General features: G+C 38.2%; 28 protein-coding genes. 18 read left to right on the plus strand and 10 right to left on the minus strand.

All coding sequences use genetic code 11. The features are described from left to right. Positions 1 to 67 precede the first annotated feature (67 nt). Positions 68 to 2,473, plus strand: a complete 2,406-nt coding sequence (lon, locus tag ACMGDK_RS13115) for an endopeptidase La (protein WP_436808374.1) — start codon at positions 68 to 70, stop codon at positions 2,471 to 2,473. A 238-nt stretch (positions 2,474 to 2,711) separates the two neighbouring features. Beyond that, positions 2,712 to 3,824: an AI-2E family transporter gene (locus tag ACMGDK_RS13120; protein ID WP_436808375.1), complete on the plus strand. Its 1,113-nt coding sequence runs from the start codon at positions 2,712 to 2,714 to the stop codon at positions 3,822 to 3,824. A gap of 102 nt (positions 3,825 to 3,926) precedes the next feature. Here the strand turns inward: ACMGDK_RS13120 and ACMGDK_RS13125 are convergent, their stop codons facing one another. Beyond that, entirely contained in the window at positions 3,927 to 4,166 is a 240-nt protein-coding gene (locus tag ACMGDK_RS13125) for a bacteriocin-like protein (protein WP_436808376.1), read from the minus strand. A gap of 158 nt (positions 4,167 to 4,324) precedes the next feature. On the opposite strand from ACMGDK_RS13125, the gene ACMGDK_RS13130 reads away from it, so the two are divergent. Then, positions 4,325 to 4,702, plus strand: a complete 378-nt coding sequence (locus ACMGDK_RS13130; protein WP_436808377.1) for a DoxX family protein — start codon at positions 4,325 to 4,327, stop codon at positions 4,700 to 4,702. A gap of 99 nt (positions 4,703 to 4,801) precedes the next feature. On the opposite strand, the gene ACMGDK_RS13135 is transcribed toward ACMGDK_RS13130, so the two are convergent. Continuing rightward, positions 4,802 to 6,160: an acyl-CoA dehydrogenase family protein gene (locus tag ACMGDK_RS13135; RefSeq protein ID WP_436808378.1), complete on the minus strand. Its 1,359-nt coding sequence runs from the start codon at positions 6,158 to 6,160 to the stop codon at positions 4,802 to 4,804. Positions 6,161 to 6,367: 207 nt separating this feature from the next. Between ACMGDK_RS13135 and ACMGDK_RS13140 the strand changes: the two genes are divergently transcribed. From ACMGDK_RS13140 to ACMGDK_RS13195, 12 genes are all read left to right on the plus strand, one after another. Further along, positions 6,368 to 7,279, plus strand: coding sequence for a DUF4349 domain-containing protein (locus tag ACMGDK_RS13140; RefSeq protein WP_436808379.1), 912 nt, complete (start codon positions 6,368 to 6,370; stop codon positions 7,277 to 7,279). A 159-nt stretch (positions 7,280 to 7,438) separates the two neighbouring features. Further along, a complete protein-coding gene (locus ACMGDK_RS13145; RefSeq protein WP_436808380.1) occupies positions 7,439 to 8,308 on the plus strand; it encodes a TraB/GumN family protein in 870 nt (289 codons plus the stop codon). A gap of 100 nt (positions 8,309 to 8,408) precedes the next feature. Continuing rightward, positions 8,409 to 8,843: an RNA polymerase sigma factor gene (locus tag ACMGDK_RS13150; protein ID WP_436808669.1), complete on the plus strand. Its 435-nt coding sequence runs from the start codon at positions 8,409 to 8,411 to the stop codon at positions 8,841 to 8,843. Beyond that, entirely contained in the window at positions 8,833 to 9,441 is a 609-nt protein-coding gene (locus ACMGDK_RS13155; RefSeq protein ID WP_436808381.1) for a hypothetical protein, read from the plus strand. The genes ACMGDK_RS13150 and ACMGDK_RS13155 overlap by 11 nt, the downstream gene beginning before the upstream one ends. A 206-nt stretch (positions 9,442 to 9,647) precedes the next feature. Continuing rightward, positions 9,648 to 11,288 carry a glucose-6-phosphate isomerase gene (gene pgi, locus ACMGDK_RS13160; RefSeq protein ID WP_436808382.1) on the plus strand — a complete coding sequence of 547 codons (1,641 nt, stop codon included), beginning with the start codon at positions 9,648 to 9,650 and terminating at the stop codon, positions 11,286 to 11,288. 3 nt (positions 11,289 to 11,291) lie between these two features. Beyond that, on the plus strand, positions 11,292 to 12,116 hold the full coding sequence (locus tag ACMGDK_RS13165; protein ID WP_436808383.1) for a class I SAM-dependent methyltransferase: 825 nt from the start codon (positions 11,292 to 11,294) through the stop codon (positions 12,114 to 12,116). 20 nt (positions 12,117 to 12,136) lie between these two features. Further along, positions 12,137 to 13,021 carry a bifunctional 5,10-methylenetetrahydrofolate dehydrogenase/5,10-methenyltetrahydrofolate cyclohydrolase gene (locus tag ACMGDK_RS13170; RefSeq protein WP_111958477.1) on the plus strand — a complete coding sequence of 295 codons (885 nt, stop codon included), beginning with the start codon at positions 12,137 to 12,139 and terminating at the stop codon, positions 13,019 to 13,021. 6 nt (positions 13,022 to 13,027) lie between these two features. After that, the gene (locus ACMGDK_RS13175) at positions 13,028 to 13,657 is read left to right on the plus strand and encodes a 7-carboxy-7-deazaguanine synthase QueE (protein WP_436808384.1); all 630 of its coding nucleotides are present in this window, start codon (positions 13,028 to 13,030) and stop codon (positions 13,655 to 13,657) included. A 46-nt stretch (positions 13,658 to 13,703) separates the two neighbouring features. Next, positions 13,704 to 15,074 (plus strand): exopolysaccharide biosynthesis polyprenyl glycosylphosphotransferase, encoded by a 1,371-nt coding sequence (locus tag ACMGDK_RS13180; protein WP_436808385.1) that lies wholly within the window; start codon positions 13,704 to 13,706, stop codon positions 15,072 to 15,074. Positions 15,075 to 15,193: 119 nt separating this feature from the next. Beyond that, the gene (locus ACMGDK_RS13185; protein ID WP_436808386.1) at positions 15,194 to 15,946 is read left to right on the plus strand and encodes an MlaE family ABC transporter permease; all 753 of its coding nucleotides are present in this window, start codon (positions 15,194 to 15,196) and stop codon (positions 15,944 to 15,946) included. After that, positions 15,946 to 16,761, plus strand: coding sequence for an ABC transporter ATP-binding protein (locus ACMGDK_RS13190; protein WP_111958469.1), 816 nt, complete (start codon positions 15,946 to 15,948; stop codon positions 16,759 to 16,761). The genes ACMGDK_RS13185 and ACMGDK_RS13190 overlap by 1 nt, the downstream gene beginning before the upstream one ends. Then, a complete protein-coding gene (locus ACMGDK_RS13195) occupies positions 16,745 to 17,359 on the plus strand; it encodes an outer membrane beta-barrel protein (protein WP_436808387.1) in 615 nt (204 codons plus the stop codon). Before ACMGDK_RS13190 ends, ACMGDK_RS13195 begins: the two co-directional genes overlap by 17 nt. A gap of 34 nt (positions 17,360 to 17,393) precedes the next feature. Here ACMGDK_RS13195 and ACMGDK_RS13200 read toward each other — a convergent pair whose 3' ends face one another. Together ACMGDK_RS13200 and ACMGDK_RS13205 are read right to left on the minus strand one after the other, a co-directional pair. Continuing rightward, positions 17,394 to 17,702: a hypothetical protein gene (locus tag ACMGDK_RS13200; protein ID WP_306841510.1), complete on the minus strand. Its 309-nt coding sequence runs from the start codon at positions 17,700 to 17,702 to the stop codon at positions 17,394 to 17,396. 94 nt (positions 17,703 to 17,796) lie between these two features. Next, entirely contained in the window at positions 17,797 to 18,603 is an 807-nt protein-coding gene (locus tag ACMGDK_RS13205) for a M48 family metallopeptidase (protein WP_436808388.1), read from the minus strand. Positions 18,604 to 18,711: 108 nt separating this feature from the next. On the opposite strand from ACMGDK_RS13205, the gene ACMGDK_RS13210 reads away from it, so the two are divergent. Beyond that, complete coding sequence (locus ACMGDK_RS13210) at positions 18,712 to 19,263, plus strand: DUF4251 domain-containing protein (RefSeq protein WP_436808389.1); 552 nt, start codon at positions 18,712 to 18,714, stop codon at positions 19,261 to 19,263. Here ACMGDK_RS13210 and meaB read toward each other — a convergent pair. Continuing rightward, positions 19,260 to 20,243 (minus strand): methylmalonyl Co-A mutase-associated GTPase MeaB, encoded by a 984-nt coding sequence (gene meaB, locus ACMGDK_RS13215; protein WP_436808390.1) that lies wholly within the window; start codon positions 20,241 to 20,243, stop codon positions 19,260 to 19,262. The genes ACMGDK_RS13210 and meaB overlap by 4 nt on opposite strands. Before the next feature lie 141 nt (positions 20,244 to 20,384). Here meaB and ACMGDK_RS13220 point away from each other — a divergent pair, with 141 nt between their 5' ends. Beyond that, on the plus strand, positions 20,385 to 20,675 hold the full coding sequence (locus ACMGDK_RS13220; RefSeq protein ID WP_436808391.1) for a c-type cytochrome: 291 nt from the start codon (positions 20,385 to 20,387) through the stop codon (positions 20,673 to 20,675). Positions 20,676 to 20,697: 22 nt separating this feature from the next. After that, on the plus strand, positions 20,698 to 20,985 hold the full coding sequence (locus ACMGDK_RS13225; protein WP_436808392.1) for a cytochrome C: 288 nt from the start codon (positions 20,698 to 20,700) through the stop codon (positions 20,983 to 20,985). 77 nt (positions 20,986 to 21,062) lie between these two features. Here the strand turns inward: ACMGDK_RS13225 and ACMGDK_RS13230 are convergent, their stop codons facing one another. From ACMGDK_RS13230 to ACMGDK_RS13250, 5 genes are all read right to left on the minus strand, one after another. Continuing rightward, on the minus strand, positions 21,063 to 22,055 hold the full coding sequence (locus ACMGDK_RS13230; RefSeq protein ID WP_436808393.1) for an enolase C-terminal domain-like protein: 993 nt from the start codon (positions 22,053 to 22,055) through the stop codon (positions 21,063 to 21,065). 76 nt (positions 22,056 to 22,131) lie between these two features. Then, the gene (locus ACMGDK_RS13235) at positions 22,132 to 22,554 is read right to left on the minus strand and encodes a hypothetical protein (RefSeq protein ID WP_436808394.1); all 423 of its coding nucleotides are present in this window, start codon (positions 22,552 to 22,554) and stop codon (positions 22,132 to 22,134) included. A gap of 63 nt (positions 22,555 to 22,617) precedes the next feature. Next, the gene (gene prfH / locus ACMGDK_RS13240; protein WP_436808395.1) at positions 22,618 to 23,316 is read right to left on the minus strand and encodes a peptide chain release factor H; all 699 of its coding nucleotides are present in this window, start codon (positions 23,314 to 23,316) and stop codon (positions 22,618 to 22,620) included. Position 23,317: 1 nt separating this feature from the next. Beyond that, complete coding sequence (locus tag ACMGDK_RS13245; protein WP_436808396.1) at positions 23,318 to 23,740, minus strand: nucleotidyltransferase family protein; 423 nt, start codon at positions 23,738 to 23,740, stop codon at positions 23,318 to 23,320. A 197-nt stretch (positions 23,741 to 23,937) separates the two neighbouring features. Continuing rightward, positions 23,938 to 25,329 (minus strand): RtcB family protein, encoded by a 1,392-nt coding sequence (locus ACMGDK_RS13250; RefSeq protein ID WP_436808397.1) that lies wholly within the window; start codon positions 25,327 to 25,329, stop codon positions 23,938 to 23,940. Positions 25,330 to 25,659: the final 330 nt, after the last annotated feature.

Genomic DNA, 25,659 nt, shown 5'->3' on the forward strand with positions numbered 1-25,659 from the left:
AGCGCATATTGTAAAATATCATTTTAACGATTTAAAACGAAGATGACAATTTGTCATTTGATTAACTATGACAGAATTTGAAGATATTAGTTTAGAGGAAATGATCAGCGATGGGTTTGACATTGTAGCCGAAGAGATCAATCTTTCAGACTTTTCGGAAACTGATAAGAATTCCGAACAGAGAATATTCCCTATACTTCCCGTAAGAAATATGGTCATGTTTCCAAATGTGGTAATTCCTATTACTGCTGGAAGAAAAACATCGATACAGCTTCTTGAAGAAGCACAGAAAAATGGTGAGTTCATCGGAATCGTGAGCCAGAAAAACTCAGATCTGGAGCAGCCTGCCGAAAGGGATATGTATCAGACCGGAACGCTGGCAAAGATCATCAAGATCATTAAACTTCCTGAAGGCAATATAACAGCTATCACTAAAGGTTTCCACAGGTTTAAAATAAAAAAGATTGTACAAAACCAGCCTTATTTCAAAGCAGAAATCACAAAACTGAAAGATTCCCGGCCGAAAAATCAGGAAGAATATGAGGCTTTACTTGAGAATATCAAAGATTTGGCCCTAAAGATCATTGAACTGGATCCTAATATTCCGAATGCCGCTAATTTCGCCATTAAGAATATCAATAATAATGATGATCTTTTGAATTTCATCTGCACCAATGCAAGCTTTCCTTCTATGGAAAAGCAAAAGCTGCTTGAGGAGAAAAGCCTTATGGAAAGAGCCCACAAGTGCTATGAAATGATGCATGAGGATTTCAGAAAACTGGAATTAAGAAACCAGATCCATCAGAAAACATCAAAGGATCTTGACAAACAGCAGAGAGAGTATTTTCTGAATCAGCAGATAAGAACTATTCAGGATGAGCTGGGCGGCGGTCCGGAAAGTGATGTAGAGGACCTCATCAATAAAGCAAGGAGAAAAAAATGGAGCCAGGAAGTTGAAGAGCATTTCCAGAAAGAAATCAGCAGGCTGCAGCGTCAGAACCCGAATTCTCCTGATTATAATGTTCAGAGAAATTATCTGGATTTCTTCACAGATCTTCCGTGGGAAACTTATACAAAAGATGTCTTTGATATTGCCAAGGCTGAAAAAACTTTGGATAAAGCTCACTTCGGGCTTGAAGATATAAAGAAAAGAATTCTGGAGCATATGGCTGTTTTAAAGCTAAAAAACAACATGAAATCTCCTATTCTTTTACTTGTAGGACCTCCGGGAGTAGGAAAAACATCTTTAGGAAAATCGGTTGCTGATGCTTTGGGAAGAAAATATGTAAGATTATCTCTGGGCGGACTTCACGACGAAAGTGAGATCCGTGGACACAGAAAAACATATATTGGAGCTATGGCGGGAAGAATTCTGCAATCCATCAAAAAAGCTGGCACTTCCAACCCGGTAATTGTGCTTGATGAAATTGATAAAATTGCTCAAGGGCTTCACGGCGACCCAAGTTCGGCTCTTCTGGAAGTGCTTGATCCTGAGCAAAATAAAGCTTTCTATGACAATTTCCTGGAAATGGGCTACGATTTGTCTAAAGTGATGTTTATCGCTACTGCAAACTCACTCTCCACGATACAGACTCCTCTTCTGGACAGAACGGAGATCATTCAAATCGCCGGATATACGATGGAGGAAAAAACAGAGATTGCGAAGAGACATTTGATCAAAAAACAGCAGGAAGAAAATGGTTTGGACGCAAAATCATTCAAACTTGGAAATCCTGAACTTAAACATATCATTGAAGCCCACACTTCAGAAAGCGGCGTAAGAACTCTGGAAAAAAGGATTGCATCTATTGCAAGATGGGTTGCCCTTCAGACTGCTCTGATGAAAGAATATGATCCAAAGATCACTATTGACAAGATTGATGAAATTCTTGGCGTTCCAAGACCGAAAAGCCTGTCTGAAATCACCGGAGTACCTGGTGTAGTAACCGGTTTGGCATGGACCAGTGTAGGCGGAGATATTTTATACATTGAAAGTATTCTAAGCAACGGAAAAGGAAGCCTTACCATGACCGGAAATCTAGGTACCGTTATGAAGGAATCTGCAACCATCGCCCTCGAATATATTAAAGCCAAACATGACGAACTTGGAATAGCGCAGGAAGACCTGGATAAGAAAAACATCCATGTTCACGTTCCGGAAGGGGCAACACCGAAAGACGGACCGTCTGCGGGTATTGCTATGCTGACCTCTATGGTTTCTTCATTCAAAAATAAAAAAGTAAAACCTCATCTTGCAATGACAGGTGAGATAACATTACGAGGAAAAGTACTTCCTGTAGGCGGAATTAAAGAAAAGCTTCTTGCTGCAACAAGGGCAGGAATAAAAGAGGTAATTCTTTGTGAAGCGAACAGAAAAGACGTGGAAGAGATCAAAAAAGATTATCTGAAAAACCTGACTGTACATTATGTGAACAGAATGGAGGAAGTGGTTGACTTTGCAATTGAAAAATAAAGTAAAACATATCAACTCTCAATAAGGAAACGCACCTCAGATTATATTTGAGGTGTGTTTTTTTGTCATTAAACTCAGCTACAAAAGCATAAAATAGTTGAGATTAATTTTAAAAAAAACACATACCACACGTCACTATCCTATGCCTTCTCTTTCAAAAAGAATTATGTTAATTAAACCAAAACACGTCTGTAATTAGGCGGGTTTTCTTATTTTTATGCAACAGATTTGAAAAATTATGAATTTTCTTCGACTCCCTTTTCTTGTTAATCTCACGCTTGTTGTTATTTCCATCATTGGACTTGGCTACCTGTTAGCACTCGGGCAGAGCATATTAGCTCCTTTTTTCTTAGCTTTTTTAATGGCTATGCTCTTTCTTCCAGCTGCCACATTCATGGAAAGAAGATTAAGATTTCCAAGATCTATTTCAACAATGACTTCGGTTTTCATTATGCTGGCTATTTTATCCGGGCTTATTTATTTTTTCGGATCACAGCTTTCTGATTTCAGCAAGGATCTTCCTCACCTAAGGGATCAGATGACAACTGTTTTCAATAACCTGCAGCATTGGATTTCAAAAACATTCAATGTAAAGATAGATGAACAGCTGGACTATATTAATCAGGGGTTAAATAAACTTCTTTCTTCTTCGGGAGTGATTCTTGGTTTTACTTTTGGGATATTTTCAAGCGGTTTTGGCTTCATTGTATTTTTTACCCTGTTCTTTATTTTTATTTTAAACTACAGAAGGATTCTTAATAATTTCATCGTAACCGTTTTTAACGAAAAACATAAAGCAAGCGTACAGGAAGTGGTTACCGAGATCAGGGTTATGACTAAGAAATATATTTTCGGTCTTTGCCTTCAGGTTTTGATCGTTTCCATTCTTTGCTCGATCCTTCTTACCATTTTAGGGGTAAAGTATGCTATACTTCTGGCTGTTTTGACAGGGTTATTAAACGTTATTCCTTACTTGGGAATCTGTATTTCTCTTTTAATATCATGTTTCATTGCCTTTGCAACCGGTACACCTTCCACTTGCGTGTACGTAGCGATCGGGTATATTGCCGTACATATCATTGATGGAAACATTGTACTTCCGTTCGTTGTAGGTTCAAAAGTGAAGATTAATGCTCTGTTTTCTTTCATCGGAATTATTTTAGGCGAGCACCTTTGGGGAATCGCAGGAATGTTTCTCTGTATTCCGGCTATTGCAATTATTAAAATTATTTTTGAAAGAGTAGACGGCTTAAAGCCATGGGGCAAACTGCTCGGTGAGGAAGAAAAACCTAATAAAAAGAAAAAGAGCTACAAGATTTCTAAGAATATTACGCTGAAGGAAATGGACTGACCATGAGCAATGAGTAATTGGTAATGAGCAATGAATTGTTATAATATATTGTTGGTTATCACTTAAAAGCTGCCTCAATTGAGACAGCCTCTATAGTTGGTTTTATAGCGCACAGAATGGATCCCTTCCGTCAGGACAGGTCTGGTTGCATGGAATATATGTGTGGCTGTCAGGACAATATCCCAAATCTTCGCCACCTCCTCCCGGACCGCCTAAGCAAGGATCTCCCGGCGGAATTATACACGGACAGCCTGCCGGTCCTATATCACAGATAGGAGGCTTTCCTCCACCATGAACTTTCTTTAAGTTCTCACGATTTAATTTTTGAAGATTTTTCAGCATAATACGATTGTTTTAGTTTTGATTTGTATAACAAATATATTAAATGAAATTAGAAATTATTCCAAACATAGGGATAAATTTACAACATTAATAAATTTTATCAAAAACAGACTTACGAATACCATTTTTGTTTTACATTTGATATAAAATCATCAATCATGAAAATCGTAAAATTTATCTTTGCCCTTCTTTTCGGGCTTATGTTTATCAATGCTGGATTAAACAAATTCTTTAATTATATGCCAATGGAAAAGCCAACGCCTGAGCAAATGAAACTTTTTGCAGCATTTGGAGAAATTCACTGGCTGATGCCCCTGGTTGGTATTGTAGAAGTTGTCGGCGGGTTATTTTTTATTTTCCCAAAAACAAGGGCATTAGGGACCATTGTCATTTTACCTATAATGGTAGGAATTGTGGTTCACGTCTTCACAATAGACAAATCTACCATGGGAATGTCTATCGCAGGAGCTCTGTTCCTGATTAATCTTTGGATGATTATTGATAACAGGGAGAAATATAAGGCTTTGATTAGCTAGGAAGTTATTGATGAATGGTGAATGGTCAATTAGCTTCGCTGTCAATTTTATATTACTGCGATACTCAATAATGACCATTCACCATTCACATTGAAGGATTTATACAAATGCACTGAATCCGGTAATAGATCTTCCAACAATCAATGAATTGATCTCTTTTGTGCCTTCGTAAGAATAGATAGCTTCAGCATCTGCCACGAACCTGGCTACGTCATACTCAAGGAGAATACCGTTTCCACCCATCACTTCTCTCGCCCTGGAAACAATATCCCGGGTTCTCAAAGTACAGAAAACTTTAGCCAGTGAGGCATGCTCATCTTTTAAAATTCCTTCATCCTGCATCTCCGAAAGCCGGAAAACCATGGTCTGCATGGCGGTAAGGTTGGAAAGCATTTCCACCAGATGCCCCTGAATCATCTGGAATGAAGCAATAGGTTTTCCGAACTGTTCTCTGGTTCTGGTATACTGTAATGCACTTTCATAGGCTCCTCTTGCACAGCCTGTAGCCATCCATGCCACTCCTGCCCTGGTCATGCGTAGAACTTTTCCGGTATCTTTAAATGAGTCCGCCTTCTGCAAACGGTTTTCTTCGGTCACCAGACAGTCTTTTAAAGTAATCAGTCCGTTTTGAACAATTCTTAGTGCCATTTTCCCTTTAATCTTTTCTACGGAATAGCCTGGATTATCTTTTTCAACAATGAAACCTTTTACTTCACCACTGTCCAGATCTCTTGCCCAGATGATAATCAGATCAGCAAATGTTGCATTTCCTATCCATTTCTTTTGTCCATTAAGGATCCAGCCTTCTTCTGTTTTTTTGCAGGTAACGGTAAGACCACCTGCTGCTCCGGAGCCTACTTCTGGCTCTGTAAGGCCGAAAGCCCCGATTTTTTCAAACTTCTGCATCTGTGGAAGCCACTTCTGCTTCTGCTCTTCTGATCCGCAGATATAAATAGATCCCATCGCAAGACCCGACTGCACCCCAAAGAATGTGGCAATAGAAGCATCAATTCTCGCCATTTCCATAGCAATGACACCTTCCATCAGAAAAGGCATTCCCGGACAGCCATATCCTTCATAGGTAACACCGCAGATATTTAGTTTTTGAAATTTAGGGATCAGTTCAAAAGGAAATTCGTCTCTAAGCCAGTAGTGATTTACCAGAGGCTTTACTTCTTTTTCCATAAAAGCTCTCACTTTAAGCTGAATTTCACGCTGCTCAGGAGTCAGTGTGTGGTAAATATCATAGAAGTCACCATCAATTGGCGGAAGCTCTTTCTTTTTCTTACTGGGATCGAGCATTTTCATCATTCCGTTCAGCTGTTTATCATCCAGTTTGGAGAAATTCTGCATCAGCTTCGGGAGATCAACTTTTTGAGAAATAGCACTCAGCTGGTCAAAATCTATAGATCTGAATAATTCTATCGCGTTTCTTATTTTGGAAAAGGGATTTGACATAGTAATGTTTTGTGGGATTGATTTGTAAAAGTTAAGCAAAAACTGCTCCGAAAACAAATTACTTCCATCCTATCTATTTTACAAAACATTCATTTTCAACATATTAAAATAGAAATATTTCTTTACAAACTTTTTACGCCGGATTTTCAAATATTTCGAAGGATCCTGCCTGAACTTTGACCTAAGAAACCCACAAAAATGAATGCTATGAAAACGACTTACATTAAATTATCATTATCCGCAGTACTTTTATTAGGTATTTATTCATGTAAAAAAGGAGAAGCAGTAGTGTCTTCCAGCGAACGTGCAGATTATGCTGTAGCAGATTCTACAGCTACATCGGACAGTGTTTCGTCTGCGGCAACCATGACCGTAAAGGATAAACAGTTCATCAAAACGGCAGATGTGAACATGGAAGTAAAAGATGTATATGAAGCAACGATTTCCATTGAAAAATCAGTTCAGGATCTTGGAGGGTTTGTTACCCGCAGCAACCTTCACAGTAATGTAATATCCGAGGATACTTACAACACTTCCAGCAATGACGCCATGTTGATAAAAAAATACCAGACGGAAAACACTATGCAGGTACGGGTTCCTACAGAAAAGCTAGGTGAGCTCCTTGTGATCATCAATGATAAAAAGCTGTTCCTGAACTCCAGAATTATCAATGCTGAAGATGTAACATCCAACATCAGGTATGCAGAAATGGAAGGTAAAAGAATTAAAAAGACAGGTGAAAACATTGAACAATTAAAAACCAATAAAGACAAAGTAAAGCTGGACAATGATAATATGGCGGAAGGAAATCTGCAGCAGCTCGCCAATATGGATACTGCAGACAATATCAAATACAGCACCATAGATATCTACATTAAAGAGCCTAAGCTCCGGACTGCAGAAATTGCAGTAACCAATACCAGAAACATTGACAATAAATATAAGTTCAACTTTATATATGACGCTAAAAATGCGTTTGTGGAAGGATTTTACCTGATTCAAAAGATAGCAGTGGGGCTTATCACGATATGGCCTCTGCTATTAATCTTAACTATCGTTGTATACTTTTTGAGAAAAAGAAAACTAATAAAGACGGAACATACAAAAATTCAAGAATAGCACAAAGCAATCCTAACCAATTGGTTATCGTCATAATTTTAGATTTTACAGACCTCCTTTTTCAGGAGGTTTTTATTTTTTTTCAAAAAAAGCTGTAACGATTATGATACTGTCCGTACCTACTGTTTAAAGAATAAGAAAATCGAAAAAATTAATTATATGAAAAATTTAGTAAAACTTGGGTTCGCAGCGTTATTATCGGCAAACTTCATGACGGCAAAAGCTCAGAAAGCAAGCTCAGAAAACAGTACACTCTGGGAAGTTTCAGGAAATGGACTCACGAAACCTTCATACATTGCAGGAACCTTTCATGTCATGTGCAGCCAGGATTTTGAGATCAAACCGAAAGTGATGAAAGCTCTTGAAAAATCTGATAATCTTGTGATGGAGATCAATTATACAGATCCCACTGAAATGACAGCAGTGCAGAAAATATATCAGGCTGATAAAAAACTATCAGACCAGCTTAGTCCTGAAGAAGCACAAGAACTGGATAAAATCCTTGCTGACTACGGAACGGATTTAAAGAAGATGGATAATTCCAGTTCACAGGGCCTATACGCACTTATTTCCATGAAAGCTTTACCATGTCCTCAAACTGAAATAAAATCATACGAAATAGAACTCCTCCAAAATGCCCTGAAAAATAAAAAGAAAATCTATGGGCTTGAAAAGGTGGAAGACCAGATGGCATCCATTAATAAGGCCTATGATCTGAAAGCAGTGATAGAACAATTAAAAATGGGAAAAGAATATGAAATTCTGTTTAAGGAAATGATTGCCGCCTTTAAAAAAGAAGATGTACAGTCTATCCACACCTCTTTCAGAAATGACAAAATAATGAATGCCGAACAGGAGAAAGCCATGCTTACAGACAGAAATAAAAACTGGGCAGAAAAAATGCCCGAAATAATGAAAAAAGAAAGTTCTTTCTTTGCAGTAGGAAGTGCTCATCTTATGGGTGAAAACGGAATCATCAAGCTTTTAAGGTCTAAAGGATATACTATAAAACCGGTATTAGGCCTATAACGTATAATCAAACCATGAAATTATTGTGAGCAGTCAGACTGAAACCGCTTTTTTAAAGCTCATCAACCAGCACAAAGGCATTTTATATAAAGCCTCCCGGATCTATGCCGACTCGTTGGAAGACCGAGAAGATCTCCAGCAGGAAATTCTTATCCAGCTCTGGAAGTCTTACCAGAATTTCAAAGGTAACAGTGAATTCTCTACGTGGATGTACCGGGTCGCGATTAATACCGCCATTACTTATTTAAAAAAGGAAAAAATACGGACGAATAATCACACAGATGTTCCACATCATTTTGAAGTTCAGAACGAGGATTACAATCCTTCAAAGGACCGTCAGCTGGAAGTTTTTTACACTGCAGTCCAGGAACTTAAAGCTCTTGAAAAAGCCATTATATTTTATTTCATGGAAGGGATGTCTCACAAAGAAATAGGAGATAATCTGGGGCTAAGCGAAGGCAATGCCCGCGTAAAACTTAACAGAACCAAAGAAAAAATACAGCAAATCATAAAAAAATCAGGCTATGAATTTTGATCAATTAAAAGAACAGTGGAATAATGAAGACGGTGAAAACGTCAATATTCCCAACACCATAGAACAGCTAAAGAAAAGCAAACATCCTATCGAAAAAATCCAGAAAAGCATGAAAGCAGAATTTCCAGTGCAGATTATTGCTATCATTCTGTTCGCTTTCTTTCCACAGCTGGTGGATTTCCCACCTTCTCAATACGTTATTTATTATACGTCTTATGCCATCCTGGTTGTAATATCTTCTTATTACCTGTACGGTTTCTATAAGTTTTATAAACAGACCGAACTCTATACCGGAAATACAAAAAACAGCCTTTGGAAAATATATCATGAACTAAAGCTGAATATGGAGAGATACCAGTCGTTCGGATTCCTGCTTCTTCCCCACTTTATGATTATATTAGGACTGGCATTTTATAATGCATTCCAGAAAAAAGGAATGTCTTTAGGAGGTTTTGCAGATTCTTATCAGCAGACGGCTATCCTGATTGTACTTCTTGGGACAGTAGCAATTGTAGCCAGCATTGTCCTATGGACTAAATATTTATACGGACGCCAGGCTAAACGTTTGGAAAATATACTTAACGAAACGGAAGAATAATTTTTCTGATCCATCTTTTACAAAACAATAACCATGAAACCTCAGACCTGTTCTGAGGTTTCCTTTTTAAAAAATTGTTATTTATCATGCTCAAATTTATCTGAGGTTTTATTTTTCCTTAAATTTGCAGATCAGAAATAAAATGATATGGATTTTAAACATTTGATTCAGCCTTTTGTTTTCTGAACCTATATAATTTCTAAAATATGCTATCAAAAATAAATCCTATACAAACCGCCAGCTGGAAAGCTTTAGACGAACATTTTGCAGGCAACGACTTTGATTTGAGAAGCCTGTTCCAGTATAATCCTGATCGTTTTAAAGAATTTTCTCTACAGAAAGACAATTTCCTTTTTGATTATTCTAAAAACCTGATCGATTCAAGAACAAAGGAACTTTTACTTCAACTGGCTAATGAATGTCAGCTGAAAGATGCTATTTCCAAGATGTTTTCTGGTGATAAGATCAATGAAACAGAAGGAAGAGCAGTTCTGCATACAGCGTTAAGGGATTTCTCAGATAAAGAGATCATCGTAGACGGTGAAAATATCAAGCCTCAGATCAGAAGAGTTCTTGACCACATGAAAGAATTCTCTGAGAAAATTATTTCAGGGAAACACAAAGGCTTCAGCGGAAAAGAAATTACTGATGTTGTCAATATCGGGATCGGAGGTTCAGATCTTGGCCCCGTGATGGTTTGTTCTGCTTTAAAGCATTTTAAAACAAGATTAAACGTACATTTCGTTTCAAACGTTGACGGCAATCACATTGCTGAAACTGTGAAAACCCTGAATCCTGAAACTACATTGTTCATCATTGCTTCCAAGACTTTCACCACTCAGGAAACAATGACGAATGCCAATTCTGCAAAAGACTGGTTCCTGAATGCAGGAAAAGAAGAAGATGTGGCTAAGCATTTCGTTGCCTTATCCACTAATGTTGAGGCAGTTAAAAATTTCGGAATTGCAGAAGAAAACATTTTCGAATTCTGGGACTGGGTAGGCGGAAGATATTCTCTCTGGAGCGCTATCGGCCTGAGCATTGTTCTGGCAGTAGGCTATGATAATTTTGAGCAGCTTTTAAAAGGAGCTTATGATACGGATCAGCATTTCCAGACTGCAGATTTCTCTGAAAACGTTCCGGTTTTAATGGGACTTTTAGGCATCTGGTACCGTAATTTTTATGCAGCGACAAGCTATGCGATCCTTCCGTATTCACAATATCTGGACAGATTTGCAGCTTATCTTCAGCAGGGAGATATGGAAAGCAACGGAAAATGCGTAGACAGAAACGGAGAGTTCGTGGAATATGAAACGGGACCTATTATCTGGGGCGAACCTGGCACAAACGGACAACACGCTTTCTACCAGCTAATTCACCAGGGAACTGAACTTATTCCTGCAGATTTTATTGCTTATGTGAAAAGCAGCAATGCAGTTTCTGATCATCAGCCGAAACTTTTAGCTAACTTTTTTGCACAGACTGAAGCACTTGCCTTCGGAAAATCAGAAGAGGAAGTAGAGGAAGAATTAAGAAGCGCGGGAAAATCCGATGAAGAAATCGACAAGTTACTAAACTATAAAGTCTTCCACGGAAACACACCAACTAACTCTATATTATTCAATGAATTAACTCCTTTTTCACTGGGGCAATTAATTGCAATGTATGAGCATAAAATCTTTGTTCAGGGTGTAATCTGGAATATTTTCAGCTTCGACCAGTTCGGAGTGGAATTAGGAAAAGTTTTAGCTAATAAAATCCTTCCGGAGCTTGAAAACAATGAGACAATCAGTTCTCATGACAGCTCTACGAACGGACTGATCGATTATTACAAAGGAAACAAGTAGCAGATGTCTGCGTTACGGTCATATTATTATAAACTTCCTCCCGGCCTCAGGCTTTTGGGGAGAAAGATCTATTATTTCCCGATAGATTTCTACAACGGAATTACCGGGAAAAGATCTAAAAATGAACCTAAAAAAGGAGACATTTATGTAGGAGGCAGCGACTTTATTCCTCACGGAATCCGTCAGGTAAATGCGCTTAAAAAATATATCGGCTTACAAAATACGGATCATATTCTGGATGTAGGATGCGGGATCGGAAGAACAGCAGTAGCCCTTACCGGAGTCATTGATAAAGGAACATACGATGGTTTTGATGCCGTAGAAAAGGGAATCAACTGGTGCAACAAGCATATCGGTAAAAAATATCCGAATTTTAAATTCAAGTTTACCCCGATTTATAACGACCTGTATAATACTTTCAGCCAGAAAGCGGAAAATTTTACATTTCCTTATGATGATGCACGATTTGATAAAGTATTCCTGTTCTCGGTTTTCACACATATGCAGATTCCCGAGATCAAAAAATACCTTAGTGAAATCAGCAGAGTGCTGAACAGTAACGGACAGTGTCTGGCCACATTCTTTCTGTATGACGAAACTAAAAAAGAATTTGGCACAATGCCATTTCCGCATCAGTATGAAGGCTACAGGCTTATGGACGATAAAGTGACCGCAGCTAATATTGCAGTAAGCATCCCATTGCTGAACAAGATGGCGGCAGAAGCAGGATTAAAAGTAAACACGATAAAAGAAGGGTTCTGGAGAACCAATGTAGAAAAGGAAGGAGCCGATGAATTCCAGGATATTGTTGTATTCAATAAAATCTAAATAAAGTAAAAAAAGTAAAAATGGCAGAAATTCTTGACGGACTTAAAGTATCCAAAGAAATAAAGGCAGAAATCAAGGTTGAAGTGGAAAAGATCCTTGAAGGCAAGAAAAGAGCACCACATCTGGTGGCTATTCTTGTAGGAAATAACGGGGCAAGCAAGGCGTATGTAAACAGTAAAGTAAAAGATTGTGAGGAAGTAGGATTCCGCTCTTCGCTTTTAAAGTTTCCAAGCACCGTTTCCGAATCTGAATTGCTGGAGAAAATTGACGAGTTAAATAAATCTAAGGAGGTAGACGGTTTTATCGTACAGCTTCCTTTACCAGACCAGATCGATCAGGAAAAAATCATTCTTGCGATTGATCCAAGAAAAGACGTAGACGGTTTCCATCCTGAAAATTTCGGGAAAATGGCATTGGAAATGGACACTTTCCTTCCGGCAACACCTTTCGGGATCCTGACACTATTGGAAAGATATAATATTGAAACTAAAGGAAAAGACTGTGTAATTATCGGAAGAAGCAAGATCGTAGGAAGACCTATGAGCATCCTGATGGGAAGAAAAGATTTCCCCGGTAACTCTACCGTGACTTTAACACACTCTTACACAAAAGACATCGAAGAATATACAAAAAAAGCAGACATTGTTATTACCGCATTAGGTGATCCTCATTTCTTAAAAGGAGATATGATTAAAGATGGTGCAGTAATCGTGGATGTGGGTATCACAAGAGTAGACGATGACTCTCCAAAAGGATACTATCTTGCAGGTGATGTGGATTTTGACAGCTGTGCAGCTAAAGCAAGCTGGATCACACCCGTACCAGGAGGAGTAGGCCCTATGACCAGAGCCATGTTGATGAAAAATACGATCATCGCTTACAAAACTTCGGTCTATAACGACTAATTTAAAATGAACAAAGAAGAAGATATTTTATTAAAAGAAGGTAAAATGCTCCCTGTAATGGAGCATTTTTACACTTTACAGGGAGAAGGGGCACACACCGGAAAAGCATCCTATTTCATCAGATTGGGAGGCTGCGACGTTGGATGCCATTGGTGCGATGTAAAAGAAAGCTGGGATCCGAACCTCCATCCATTAATGAATGCAGAGGAAATAGCCGAAACAGCCGCAAAGCACTGTAAGACAATTGTTTTAACCGGCGGCGAACCATTGATGTGGAATTTAGATATCTTAACATCCAAATTAAAAGAACTGGGATGCACCATCCATATTGAGACCTCGGGAGCTTATCCGTTGAGCGGACAGATCGACTGGATTACCCTTTCACCTAAGAAAACAGGACTTCCGAAAGAAGAAATCTATGAGAAAGCCAGTGAGCTTAAAGTGATCATCTTCAATCAGCATGATTTTACATTTGCCCAGGAGCAGGCAGCAAAGGTTTCTGAAAACTGCAGACTGTATATGCAGAGCGAATGGAGCAAGCGTGATGAAATGTATCCAAAGATCACCGATTTTATTCTGGCTCATCCGGAATGGCAGGCTTCGGTTCAGACTCATAAATACCTGAATATACCGTAAAAAATACGTACCTTAGCTCTTCGTATCCGTTATAAAATACTGATAGATGCAGAGAATTCGATACTCTAGATACCTGAAATCGATTATTATTTTGCTTGACCTTTTGGTTATTGCATCTATCTTCATATTCTTTTTCATAAGCAGGAACGAAAGTTTAAGATATCATGAGGAAACCTGGTACCAGAATGTTTTTTCCCTGGTATTGCTTTTTTTGTTCTGGATGCTTCTAAGTGGCAGGACAAAAATTTATAATATCCAGAGGAATCTTACCTATACTTTGTTTCTGGAACGCCTCCTTATTCATTTTCTATTTTTTATACTAGGTGTTTTTCTCATTGGAAAAGTAAGCAAAAATGTGTTTTTTAATTCAGATATTTACTGGCTTTCATTCTACCTTCTTTTCTTTATTTTCCTTGCGAAATCAATCATTTATTTTACTATAAAATATTTCCGTTCACTCGGGATTAATTATAGAAATGTAATGTTTTTGGGAGAAACAGGCTCTACAGAAATTCTGAAGAATATATTTCAAGACAGAAAAGATTACGGATATAGAATATTTGAGTACGGAAGTTCTGATATAAATCCAAACGAACTCGTTGAGTTTTGGAAAAAAAACGGAATTCACACTCTGTTTTTATCTACAGAAAACCATTTCACAGAAAGTGTTGAAACTGAGATCTTCAAACTGGCCGAAGACAATAAAGTCCATGTCTCATTAATTCCGAGCATCACACAGAGCGATTTTTTCCTGTACGATCTTGGATATATTCAGACACAGCCAATTCTCAGCCAGGCAAAATACCCTTTGGATTATTATTCCAATTTTCTGGTCAAAAGGGCCTTCGACATCACTTTTTCTATCATCATATTGGTTTTAATAGGTTCGTGGCTGTTTCCGATTATTGCAATTCTAATAAGAATAACATCTAAAGGACCAGTTTTTTTTCTTCAAAAAAGATATGGTTTTCATGAGGAAGTATTCTCATGTCTCAAATTCAGAACCATGATCGTTAATAATGAGTCTGCAACGAAAACTACAGAAGAAAATGATTCCCGGATCACCAAAATAGGAAAATTCCTAAGGAAAACAAGCCTGGATGAACTTCCTCAGTTTATCAATGTCTTGAAAGGAGAAATGTCCATTGTGGGACCACGTCCGCATATGCTGGCTGTTGACAATTTTTACAAACCTAAGATAGGAAGATACAGCTTAAGAAGCATGGTGTCTCCGGGCATCACAGGTCTTGCGCAGGTAAGCGGGTTACGCGGAGATTATGGAGAGGTAGAGGTAGAAATGAAAAAACGGATTCTTGCAGACACGTTCTATGTAAAAAACTGGAGCTTTGTTTTGGATCTGATCATTATTTTAAAGACCATTTTATTGGTGATCGGCGGTGATAAAAACGCAAAATAAGTTAAACAAAAGGTTAAGACTAAAATTGAGGAATCATATTTGCTTCTAAGGTTAAATAATCCTCAAGTGCACAACGGAGGTCTAGCCTTAATTAAATAAAAAAAGTCTAATTTAGCAACATGTTAAAAAAGTTTTTTACAGCAGTAGGAGAATACATTATCCTTCTAGGTAAATCCTTACAGAAGCCCCAGAAAATGAGGGTTTTCTGGAAGCTGTTCATGAGAGAAATCAATGATCTCGGAGTCAATTCTTTTGGACTTGTGATTTTCACCTCTATATTTGTGGGAGCTGTTGTGGCTATACAGATGTTCAATAATTTTGATTCTTCTTCTTTTCCTATTCCGCCTTCATTCGTGGGTTATGCTACAAAAGCTGTTTTGGTCCTGGAATTTTCACCTACCATTATCAGCCTCATCCTGGCGGGCAAAGTGGGGTCATATATTGCATCAAGTATAGGAACCATGAGGGTTTCCGAACAGATCGATGCATTGGATATTATGGGAGTAAACTCTCCTAATTTCCTGATATTGCCAAAAATTTGCGCCTGCGTAATTTTCAATCCTTTGCTTATTGCCATCAGTATTGTTTTCGGTATCGGCGGTGGTTATCTGGCAGGTATCCTGACGGGAAACTGGACAGAAAATGATTATATAGTGGGTATCCAGATGTATATGCCGAATTTATTTGTATACTATGCATTTGTAAAAACCACAGTGTTTGCTTTTATTATTGCTACAGTACCTTCCTATTTTGGATATAATGTAAAAGGAGGATCCCTGGAAGTAGGTAGAGCCAGCACACAGGCTGTAGTATGGACCATGGTGTTCATTATCATTTCTGAATTAATTTTAACCCAATTAATATTAAGCTGATGATTGAGGTAAAAGATCTTAAGAAGAGTTTTGACGAGGTTGAGGTACTGAAAGGAATTTCAACTTCTTTTGACAAGGGAAAGGTAAACCTGATCATCGGGCAGAGTGGCTCCGGAAAGACTGTTTTCCTGAAAAGCTTATTGAATGTTTATCAGCCTTCATCAGGAGAAATCCTTTTTGACGGCAGGGATATCAACGTCATGACACGTGAGGAGAAGCAGCACCTGCGTTCAGAGATCGGAACGGTATTCCAGGGCAGTGCACTTTTTGATTCTCTTACCGTGGAAGAAAATATTATGTTTCCGCTGGATATGTTTACCAACCTTACTTTCAGAGAAAAAAAGAAAAGAGTATTTGAAGTAATCGGCAGGGTGCATCTTGATAAGGCGGGCAGAAAATTTCCGTCTGAGATTTCCGGGGGAATGCAGAAACGTGTTGCCATTGCAAGAGCGATCGTGAACAATCCCAAATATCTGTTCTGTGATGAGCCGAACTCAGGTCTTGACCCTTATACTTCCAATGTCATTGATGATCTTCTTCTTGAAATCACTAAAGAATACAACACGACAACCATTATCAATACGCACGATATGAATTCCGTGATGACGATTGGTGAGAAAATTGTATACCTGAGACTCGGCATCAAGGAATGGGAAGGAAACAAAGATATTCTTATTACAGCAGGCAATAAAAATCTTATTGACTTCGTTTATTCTTCAGAACTGTTTAAAGAACTGAGAGAATATTTACTTGAAAATAATAAAACGATTGAAAATACAATCTCTAAAATAGATGATAATGAAAAAGGTACTTAGTATAGCATTAATCGGGTTTTCAATGTTCGCTTCTGCGCAGATTTCTCTGGTAGGAAAAGCGAACTTAATATTCCCGACGGGCTCTCCTTCCTGGAAAAACATTAAAGGAACGGTTAATGAAGCCATTGAAGGAACTGGAAAAAACAATGTAGGTTTCAACGCGGGACTTTCTTTGAAGATAGGACTTCCGACTGCACTTTACGTAATGCCGGAATTATACTACACTCATTTCAAAAATGAATTCACTGCGGAGAATACTACTTTTGATGTGAAAAGCAACCGTATCGATATGCCTGTTCTTTTAGGGTATAATCTTTTAGGAGATATGCTCGGAGTTTTTGTAGGACCGGTAGCCAGCTATAATTTAAGCAAGGAAGATACCTACAATGATTTTAAAGAAAATGTTAAAAACAATTTCACGGTAGGATATCAGTTCGGAGCACAGCTTGAAATTAAAAAACTGATCATTAATGCACGATATGAAGGGGCTTTCAGCAAAGATGAAAGAAATTTCATCAATAAAGTTTCCGGATCGGAAATCAGATATGACAACAGGCCTAATCTATTTTTAGTAGGTGTAGGTTATAAGTTTAAATAATTTGAAAATAACACTATAAAAAAACCCTCAAATATTAAATTTGAGGGTTTTGATTTTGCTGAAGTTCCGCTTCGCGTCTGGCAATATCTGCCGCCTGTTTTTCCAGATCTTCTTTTTCTTGCTGTAGCCTTTTGAATTCTCTTTTTTTCTCTTCAGCCTTTATTGCGCTTCCTTTGCTTACATATCCTACCATTCCGCCAATAATAAGACCAATTCCTACACCGGCCATTACACCCATCATATGTGATATGGTAATTCCTCCTACCGTAAAATCAGTAGTCAGATAAAAAAGCAGTGCCGATACGGCAAGCAGAATAAGCCCGGTAATTGATAAACTTTTCATAGATATTGTGTTTAGTGGTTTACATTGAAAAAGCCTTACCCAATTTAGTGAAAAATTCAATAAGGCTTTATACAAGATTAAATTCTGAAAATAATTATATTTTCCCTCCGGCAGCTTTATAATATTCCAAAGCTTTTGGAAGGTTTTTATTGATATCTGAGATCCTTGTCTCAGGATTAGGGTGAGTGGATAGGAATTCTGGCTGTCTTGAGCCCGATGCTGCCCCTTCCATCCTGTTCCAGAAAGGAATTGCTTCTCTTGGATCATATCCTGCCATAGACATCAGGTATAATCCCATCTGGTCTGCCTCTGATTCCTGATTTCTACCATATTTCAACAGGGCCACCTGCGATCCGATAGGATAAACTTTTTCAAAAATACCAGCCCATTGTGAATTGGAAATTGTTCCACCCAAAATAGAGCCTCCGTACTGTGCAACCATAGCCTGAGAAATTCTTTCATTGCCATGCCCTGCCAAAGCGTGTGAAACTTCGTGACCCATTACTACAGCTAAGCCATTGTCATTTTTTGTAACAGGAAGAATTCCTGTATAAACGGCAACTTTTCCGCCAGGCATACACCATGCATTCAGCTCATTGCTTTGTATAAGATTAAATTCCCATTTATAATTAGCAAGATCTGCAGATCTTCCTATGCTTTGATAGTATCTTTCTGCTGCACTTTTTATTCTGCTTCCCACACTCGTTATTCTTTTTGCATCTGAAGTTCCTGCAACAATCTTAGATTTAGACAACGTCGTTTTATATTCCTGAGCAGACATTGTTAATATTTCCGAATTATTGGCAATCTGTAATGAAGACCTGCCCGTAATTGGATTAGTAGTACATGCTACAGCTGACAAAGCAACTGCTCCTATTCCTAATAGATGTGTAAATTTCATAGTTGTTTGAGTGTTAATAATTGAACATTTACAATTTTTATTCCAAAATGATTCAGAAGGGATATATTTGCATACATTTTGCTATTTAAATTTACAATTATTACGGTTATGAAAAAGTATATTTCACTTATATTTATTTTTGGACTTCTTTTTTTCTTTCAAAGCTGTTCCTCACAGGCTTCATTAGATTCCAAAACAGTTGATGCACTTGTAGATTCCCAGGAATTTACTTTTCATGCACAAAGAGCAAATCCTATGAATTATGAGGTGATCAATGTAATGGGTTCTATCCCGAATGCACCGGGAATAAGGATGCTTCAGCTGGACGGTGACAACTACACCATAGAACTTAAAAAAAACAGTCTGGAAGTAACCCTTCCTTATTTTGGAAGACGATTTAATACCTCCTACAATACTTCTGACAACGGATACCGTTTTACATCCAAGGACTTTACTGTCAATAAGTCTCAGGATAAAAAAGGAAACTGGACCTTAAAGATCAAGCCCAATGATACAAGAAATGTTGATGAGATTAATATAGAAGTTTTTAAGAATGGTAAAGCATTTGTTTCTATGAGAAGTAATGACAGACAACCGATAACCTATAACGGTTACGTTTCTAAAAATGAAGAAGCACCAACAGAAAAGGAGAAGCTTTAATCTTTAGATAAAAATTTTTCAACAAACAGTTTTGCTTCAGTGCTGGGATTAGAAACCATTTCTGAAGCATTTTTTTTATGCTGTACATAAGCAGCTTCTACGGAATCACTTCTTTTCATCATAGACAGAATATATTCCTGAACCCAATATTCAAAGCGTTTTTCTGCCTGCAGGGTACGGACCTCATTAAAGCGTGCGGTTTTCTTTTTCAGATGTATGAATTCATCGATCTTAGTGTATATTTCTCCCAAGCCTTCATTGTAAAGAGCGGAACCTAATAATACCGGAATTTTCCATCCTTTTTCTTTGGGAGGAATAAAATCCAATGCACGTTTCAGTTCCAGCCTGGTATTTTTTGCTTTCTGAAGATTATCTTTTTCTACTTTATTGATAAAAATAAGATCCACCATTTCCATGATCCCACGTTTGATACCCTGAAGTTCGTCTCCTCCGCCAATGATTTTCAGGAACAGAAATACATCAGTGATATCGGCTACAAGCACTTCGGACTGTCCTACCCCAACAGTTTCGATCAAAATATAATCATACCCTGCTGCTTCACAGATCATCATGGTCTCAAAAGTGGTATTGGCAACACCGCCAAGAAATCCGGAACTTGGGGAAGGGCGGATAAAGGCATTTTCTTCTTTGGCCAATTCTTCCATTCGGGTTTTATCTCCCAAAATGCTTCCTTTATTAATGGAAGAACTGGGATCGATGGCAAGAACAGCTACTTTTTTACCGTTAGCAATAGCAAGCCTTCCGAAATTTTCAATGAATGTGGACTTTCCCGCACCGGGAACTCCGGTGATTCCTACCCGTATGGAATTTCCTGTGAAAGGCATTATTTTCTTCAGAAGCTCTTCTGCCTGGGCCCTGTGCTCTGCCTTTTTACTTTCAACTAATGTAATAGCTTTTGCGATCAGGCGTTTATTTCCTGACTGTATTCCTTCCATTAGTTCTTCTGTAGAAAATTTCATTAATTCAAAAATATAAAAATAACCTTCAAACTCCCACACAAACGGGAGTTAATTTTATTTCTTCTAAATTAAAACTAAGGTCTATTTCATCAATGGGAAGGGGAAATTCCTACATTTGTTACGAATCAAAATTCAAGAAACATGAAAAAAATATCCGCTGCTGCATTATTTACCTGCCTGTTATTGGCTTCCTGTACACCAAAAGCCTCTACAGCCGGCCCCATAGGACCTGCCGTTTCTACTGCAGAACAAATAGCTCAGGGAAAAACGATCTTTGAAAATGCATGCGGAAGATGTCATAAACTCCCGGATCCTACAGCACACACGTCAGTGCAGTGGGTAGGTATTATGAATTCAATGGCTCCGAAAGCGAAACTGACTGACGAGCAGCATCAGTGGGTATACGACTACATTGTTTCTGTGAAAAAATAATCACTAAAATCAGAATATGGGTATGAAAAAAGTAATCTTAAGTATGATCGCAGGTGCTGTATTTATGGTATCATGTGGACCTAAAAGCGTTGCTGTAACGGGTCCAAAATACACCGCATCTGAGCAGCTTGTTCAGGGAAAAACTATTTTTGAAAATTCCTGCTCCAAATGCCATAAACTTCCGGATCCGGCTAAGCATGATGATCAGGGATGGATTAAAACATTAAGCAGAATGGCTCCAAAAGCGAAATTAAGTGATGATCAGCATCAGATGGTGTATGATTATCTGATTTCTGTGAATAAGAAGTAGGTTTGCTGGAGAGGTTTAGGGTTTGAGGGTATGGACGTTTGGGTTTAGAGAAACTCTTTTTCTTCCGGATCTATTGTTTATTTTAACGTAATTCCTAATCCTGACTTTCCGGACAGGATTATTTTTCCGTTTTCTACAAAATTTCCAAAGGCATAGTCATTGGAAATAAGGTTTGCACCATCAAGGTCAGCAAAGTCAGTTAACCCTGCCAACACACAGCCAGCGGAAATGCCCACCGTAGATTCTGTCATACAGCCTATCATCGTTTTATATCCTAGTTCTCTTGCTTTTATGATCATTGCCAATGCCGGAGTGAGTCCTCCGCATTTCATTAGTTTGATATTGACACTTTTATAATAAGGCAGAAGCTCTTCCAGGGAATTGAGGTCCTGGGAATCTTCGTCTGCCATCCAATTGGCAAAACCTTCTTTTCTTAAAACTTTATACTGGTCAATCGGCCGTGGCTGTTCCAGATAAGAAAACTGGCCGATCTTTTCATTTTCCTGAAGCCAGACACAGTCCTTATCTGTAAAACTGGCATTGGAATCCAAAGCGATATTGCGGTTCAGCCTCAACAGCTTTTCGACATTATCTTTATGCAGCCCTTTACACTTTACTTTGAATCTGTTCCAGCTGCTTTTTTCTATTTTTCTAATCTGGTCTTCAACATCTGCTACCGAAATAGTAATGGAGCTTTCGGTTAAGTTCCCGGAAGGAATATGATTTAATTCTGTAAAGCTTCTGTTTTCAAGTTTTCCGAAAAGATCCCAATAGGCACAATCTAAAGCAGACGTTAAAAACGGATGCAGACGCATATCTGAAAGAAAGCGGAAAAAATCTTTGGGATGAACAACAGTCCGCTTTTCAAATAACGGCTGTATCTCTTTTAATCTGATGATAAAGTTTTTCAGATCAATATGATAATAATCTATGGCAACACATTCACCATATCCTTTACAGTTTAAATAAGATAATTCTATCAGTAATGCTTCTCTTGTGTCATAATTACCATAGGCAATCGAGAAAGTTTCCCTTAGCTGAAGCTTTTTAAGTTCATAATTAAGTTCCATATATTAAAGCTACAAAAAAAGGACCTTAAAAAAGATCCTTCTCTAATAAGTAAGACATCATTTAGAAAGTAAATTACTATTTTCCTTTCTTTTTAGTTTTTGTCATTTTACTTTTAATAAATTTCTCCCTGCTTTTCAAAAAATCAATCATAGCCTGGTTATAACTGTATTTTCTTGCTTCTTTTAAAGGTTCCAATGCTTTTTTATATTCCAGCCTGATTTCAAACAACAGCGATTTCTGTATCAATATTCTTGCTTTGTCTATTCCTTTGATTCTTAAAGCATAATGAATCAGTTTTTCTGCTTCATCGAGGTCTTCATTATCCAAAAGACATTTGATATAATGCTGTGGTGTGTTGAGGTTGGCTACATTACACTGCATGGCTTCTTCGAAATACATTTTTGCCCTTTCGTAATCGGTCAGCATCTCGCTGTATATTCTCCCCATCAGGCAGAGGCTGTCCGCGTCTTCAGGATCATAGGACAGGGCATAGTTCAAAGCTTCCAGGCAGTCCGGAAGGCTGTATGGATAATTATCAGGGCTTCAAAATAATATTTACTTTTAGTTAAGGTCATTTTTGTTGTTTTTTAATTCTTTTTTCAGGATATTCCTCTGTTTCTTAAATGATTTATCCTGATAGTTCTTTTTAAAGTCCGTTCCGGAAAATGTGCGGACCGGATTCCCTCTCTGCACCTGAAGATGATTGTTCCATGTATCCTGCATTCTTTTTTCAAGCTGTTTGATATACAATTCTGTCACTTTTTCTTTCAGTCGAATAATAGCTAGCTTTTTATTCTCCAGCTGTGACCGGGAGTCCTGTGCGAATACACTTTCTCCGGTTGGCAGATGGGTGGCACGGACAGCCGTATTTACTTTATTTACATTTTGTCCGCCGCTTCCCTGGCTTCTTGTGGTCTGAAATTGAACATCTTTTTCATTAAAATTGATTTTCTCCAGCCCTTCCAACTCGAAAACACCGATAAACCAGTTGCTTCTTTTATGGAGCTTCCTGAATGTACTTTTACCCGTCCAGCAGATGCTTCCTAACCATGTTTTTAAAAATGTATCCAGTTCTTTTGCTTTTAAAAGGATGGTTACAGATTTCAAAGTCAGGTTTTCATCTCCGTTTTCGCGGTGAACGATTTCGTACTCTATTGTATTATTTTTAATTTCCTCCAGGAAAACCTTCAGAACTTTGGCGGTTACCCACTGACATTCTAAAGGTCCTCTTCCTGAGGTTATTTGTATAAGCTTTTCCATTTTAATCTACTTTAGGTATTTCACTTAGTTTTGGATGACCAACAGGGTCAATCCCTTTTTCCAATAAACTTTTTGCTACCATCACACCCCAGCATTTGTCGCTGGAATGGATATTTCTGTAAAAAGAAAGTAATAGCTCAGGCTTAACAACCGTAAAACCACCGATCTCAATAGTTTCCAGATCATCTCTTTCGAAGAAATCTATAGTAATCCTGTGAGATTTACCGTTTTCCAGTTCTGCCGTTTTTTCATACCTGCGGAAATTTTCTGCACTCTGCAGATGATCATAGCGGGTCCATACTTTCTGAAAACCTTCCTGCTGAAGGATCATGACCGCTTGTGCTGCATTTTCTTTTTTTACAAAAACATCAATATCCTTGTGATCATGGGCATGCTTATATTCCGTATGCCCTGTTTCTGACATGAAATGCCAGGCCCAGCCTCTGATATGATGACTTTATCTTTTAGTTTATTTAAAATTTCAAGTCCGTGCAGAATTCTAAATTCCGGCCAGACTTCTCCGTATCTTTTTGTGTTATGTGGTGCTCCCATTTTGTTTTTTTAAACATTTTAAACCTTATAGGTTTTGGAAACCTATAAGGTTGTAAAGTATTAGACTAATTATCTGTCCATTCTCACAATCCTCGGCTGGAAAGTTCCAAGGATGTCAACCAGTTCACTCTGTGCATTCATTACTTCATGAATATCTTTATAAGCCATTGGCGCTTCTTCTGTATTTCCGCCCATCAGTGTGACATTTTTCAGTTTCAGTTCTTTTTTGATATCATTCTGAGTGAAAAAACTTCTGCATTCTCCTCTCGAATGAGCTCTTCCTGCACCGTGTGATGCTGAATTCAGAGATTCGGGGTTTCCTTTACCACGGACGATAAAACCTTTTGCCGTCATGGATCCTGGGATCATTCCCAGTTCATTTACGTTGGCAGGAGTTGCTCCTTTTCTGTGCACAATCACCTCTTTTCCGTTATGAACTTCTTTCCATGCAAAATTGTGATGGTTTTCTATTTTTGCTTTCACTCTTCCACCAACAGCTTTTACCAATCTTCTATGGATATCATCGTGACAGGCAGAAGCGTAATCTCCGGCAAGGTTCATTGCGGTCCAGTATTCCAGGCCGAGATGAGTATTCAGATCCAGCCAGGCGAACTGTTGGGCTTCTTTTGGCAGCGGACACTGATCTGCAGCTGCTCTTGAGTAATATTGCGCAATCTCAGCTCCTAGACCTCTGGAGCCGCTGTGAGAAAGTATCCCCAAATATTTTCCTTTCGGAAGGCCAATCTGCTCATCTTCTTCGGTGATTTCCACTTCTCCGAATTCCACAAAATGATTTCCTCCGCCGGAAGAACCCATCTGTTTAATGGCTTTTCCTTTTAATCTCCTTAAAACCGGAATCATATCGAAGGTATCTCTCTCAAAGATTTCATGATCAATATGAGATTTATGCGTTTCGTACATCCCGAATTTGGTGTGTTCGGCAAGAGCTTTTTCGTATTTATCTCTTGCTCCGTCAAGATATGAAACGGGTGTGTCCAGAATGCTGAGGCTCATTCTGCAGCCAATATCCATTCCTACTCCGTAAGGGATTACTGCATTTTCCACTGCAAGAACTCCTCCTATCGGAAGTCCGTAACCGCTATGTGCATCGGGCATTAAAGCTCCCTGCGTTGAAATAGGCAGTTTTAAAGCCGTATACAGTTGGTTTTTTGCTTCCTCGGAGATATTATTTCCAAAGATCTGAAAGGAGGCACGCTGCGTATTGAGCATTCTTTTTTCTGTTTTTCTGGATGAAAGCAGCGATTCTGCAATCTGGCCGAAAGTCAGGTCCTTTTCAAAGTTTTCCGGATTGAGAAGGATTTCTTTCAAAATAGACTTTACATGGTGAATATTCTTCGTTGCAAAATTTCTTTTCATGACTTCCAAAGCCACATTAACGCTTTGATTATTCGGATACCCGAGTTTTAATATATCTTTTCCTTTTAGTTTTAAATTTCCCATTGTTTTATTTTTAAGACATAAGATGCCAGACACAAGATTCAAGATTTTGACCTTGTATGTTTTTTTATCAACTAAAACACTAGTTGAACTATTTTTAATGATGAAGAATACATTTGAATCCTAAAAAGGACAATAATTATGTTCTTCCTGATATTTAAAAAAGACTTCGGGGAAACTGGAGTTTAAATATTGCGCAATAAAAAACCCGAAATCTTTACGACTCCGGGTTTTGATATTTCGTTGTACTATTATTCTAAGAGTATACCAAACCACGAAGCCTTACCACCATAAGCGGTACTCCAGCTGAAGAATTTTGATTCGTTTTGAACA

It is taken from the genome of Chryseobacterium hilariae (assembly GCF_051400735.1).
In the GTDB taxonomy this organism is placed as follows: domain Bacteria; phylum Bacteroidota; class Bacteroidia; order Flavobacteriales; family Weeksellaceae; genus Chryseobacterium.

Excerpts from the sequence above, each read along its gene's own strand:
- lon (WP_436808374.1), top strand. The coding sequence starts at position 68 with ATGACAGAATTTGAAGATATTAGTTTAGAGGAAATGATCAGCGATGGG.
- ACMGDK_RS13120 (WP_436808375.1), top strand. The coding sequence starts at position 2,712 with ATGAATTTTCTTCGACTCCCTTTTCTTGTTAATCTCACGCTTGTTGTT.
- ACMGDK_RS13125 (WP_436808376.1), bottom strand. The coding sequence starts at position 4,166 with ATGCTGAAAAATCTTCAAAAATTAAATCGTGAGAACTTAAAGAAAGTT.
- ACMGDK_RS13130 (WP_436808377.1), top strand. The coding sequence starts at position 4,325 with ATGAAAATCGTAAAATTTATCTTTGCCCTTCTTTTCGGGCTTATGTTT.
- ACMGDK_RS13135 (WP_436808378.1), bottom strand. The coding sequence starts at position 6,160 with ATGTCAAATCCCTTTTCCAAAATAAGAAACGCGATAGAATTATTCAGA.
- ACMGDK_RS13140 (WP_436808379.1), top strand. The coding sequence starts at position 6,368 with ATGAAAACGACTTACATTAAATTATCATTATCCGCAGTACTTTTATTA.
- ACMGDK_RS13145 (WP_436808380.1), top strand. The coding sequence starts at position 7,439 with ATGAAAAATTTAGTAAAACTTGGGTTCGCAGCGTTATTATCGGCAAAC.
- ACMGDK_RS13155 (WP_436808381.1), top strand. The coding sequence starts at position 8,833 with ATGAATTTTGATCAATTAAAAGAACAGTGGAATAATGAAGACGGTGAA.
- pgi (WP_436808382.1), top strand. The coding sequence starts at position 9,648 with ATGCTATCAAAAATAAATCCTATACAAACCGCCAGCTGGAAAGCTTTA.
- ACMGDK_RS13165 (WP_436808383.1), top strand. The coding sequence starts at position 11,292 with ATGTCTGCGTTACGGTCATATTATTATAAACTTCCTCCCGGCCTCAGG.
- ACMGDK_RS13170 (WP_111958477.1), top strand. The coding sequence starts at position 12,137 with ATGGCAGAAATTCTTGACGGACTTAAAGTATCCAAAGAAATAAAGGCA.
- ACMGDK_RS13175 (WP_436808384.1), top strand. The coding sequence starts at position 13,028 with ATGAACAAAGAAGAAGATATTTTATTAAAAGAAGGTAAAATGCTCCCT.
- ACMGDK_RS13180 (WP_436808385.1), top strand. The coding sequence starts at position 13,704 with ATGCAGAGAATTCGATACTCTAGATACCTGAAATCGATTATTATTTTG.
- ACMGDK_RS13185 (WP_436808386.1), top strand. The coding sequence starts at position 15,194 with ATGTTAAAAAAGTTTTTTACAGCAGTAGGAGAATACATTATCCTTCTA.
- ACMGDK_RS13190 (WP_111958469.1), top strand. The coding sequence starts at position 15,946 with ATGATTGAGGTAAAAGATCTTAAGAAGAGTTTTGACGAGGTTGAGGTA.
- ACMGDK_RS13195 (WP_436808387.1), top strand. The coding sequence starts at position 16,745 with ATGAAAAAGGTACTTAGTATAGCATTAATCGGGTTTTCAATGTTCGCT.
- ACMGDK_RS13200 (WP_306841510.1), bottom strand. The coding sequence starts at position 17,702 with ATGAAAAGTTTATCAATTACCGGGCTTATTCTGCTTGCCGTATCGGCA.
- ACMGDK_RS13205 (WP_436808388.1), bottom strand. The coding sequence starts at position 18,603 with ATGAAATTTACACATCTATTAGGAATAGGAGCAGTTGCTTTGTCAGCT.
- ACMGDK_RS13210 (WP_436808389.1), top strand. The coding sequence starts at position 18,712 with ATGAAAAAGTATATTTCACTTATATTTATTTTTGGACTTCTTTTTTTC.
- meaB (WP_436808390.1), bottom strand. The coding sequence starts at position 20,243 with ATGAAATTTTCTACAGAAGAACTAATGGAAGGAATACAGTCAGGAAAT.
- ACMGDK_RS13220 (WP_436808391.1), top strand. The coding sequence starts at position 20,385 with ATGAAAAAAATATCCGCTGCTGCATTATTTACCTGCCTGTTATTGGCT.
- ACMGDK_RS13225 (WP_436808392.1), top strand. The coding sequence starts at position 20,698 with ATGAAAAAAGTAATCTTAAGTATGATCGCAGGTGCTGTATTTATGGTA.
- ACMGDK_RS13230 (WP_436808393.1), bottom strand. The coding sequence starts at position 22,055 with ATGGAACTTAATTATGAACTTAAAAAGCTTCAGCTAAGGGAAACTTTC.
- prfH (WP_436808395.1), bottom strand. The coding sequence starts at position 23,316 with ATGGAAAAGCTTATACAAATAACCTCAGGAAGAGGACCTTTAGAATGT.
- ACMGDK_RS13245 (WP_436808396.1), bottom strand. The coding sequence starts at position 23,740 with ATGTCAGAAACAGGGCATACGGAATATAAGCATGCCCATGATCACAAG.
- ACMGDK_RS13250 (WP_436808397.1), bottom strand. The coding sequence starts at position 25,329 with ATGGGAAATTTAAAACTAAAAGGAAAAGATATATTAAAACTCGGGTAT.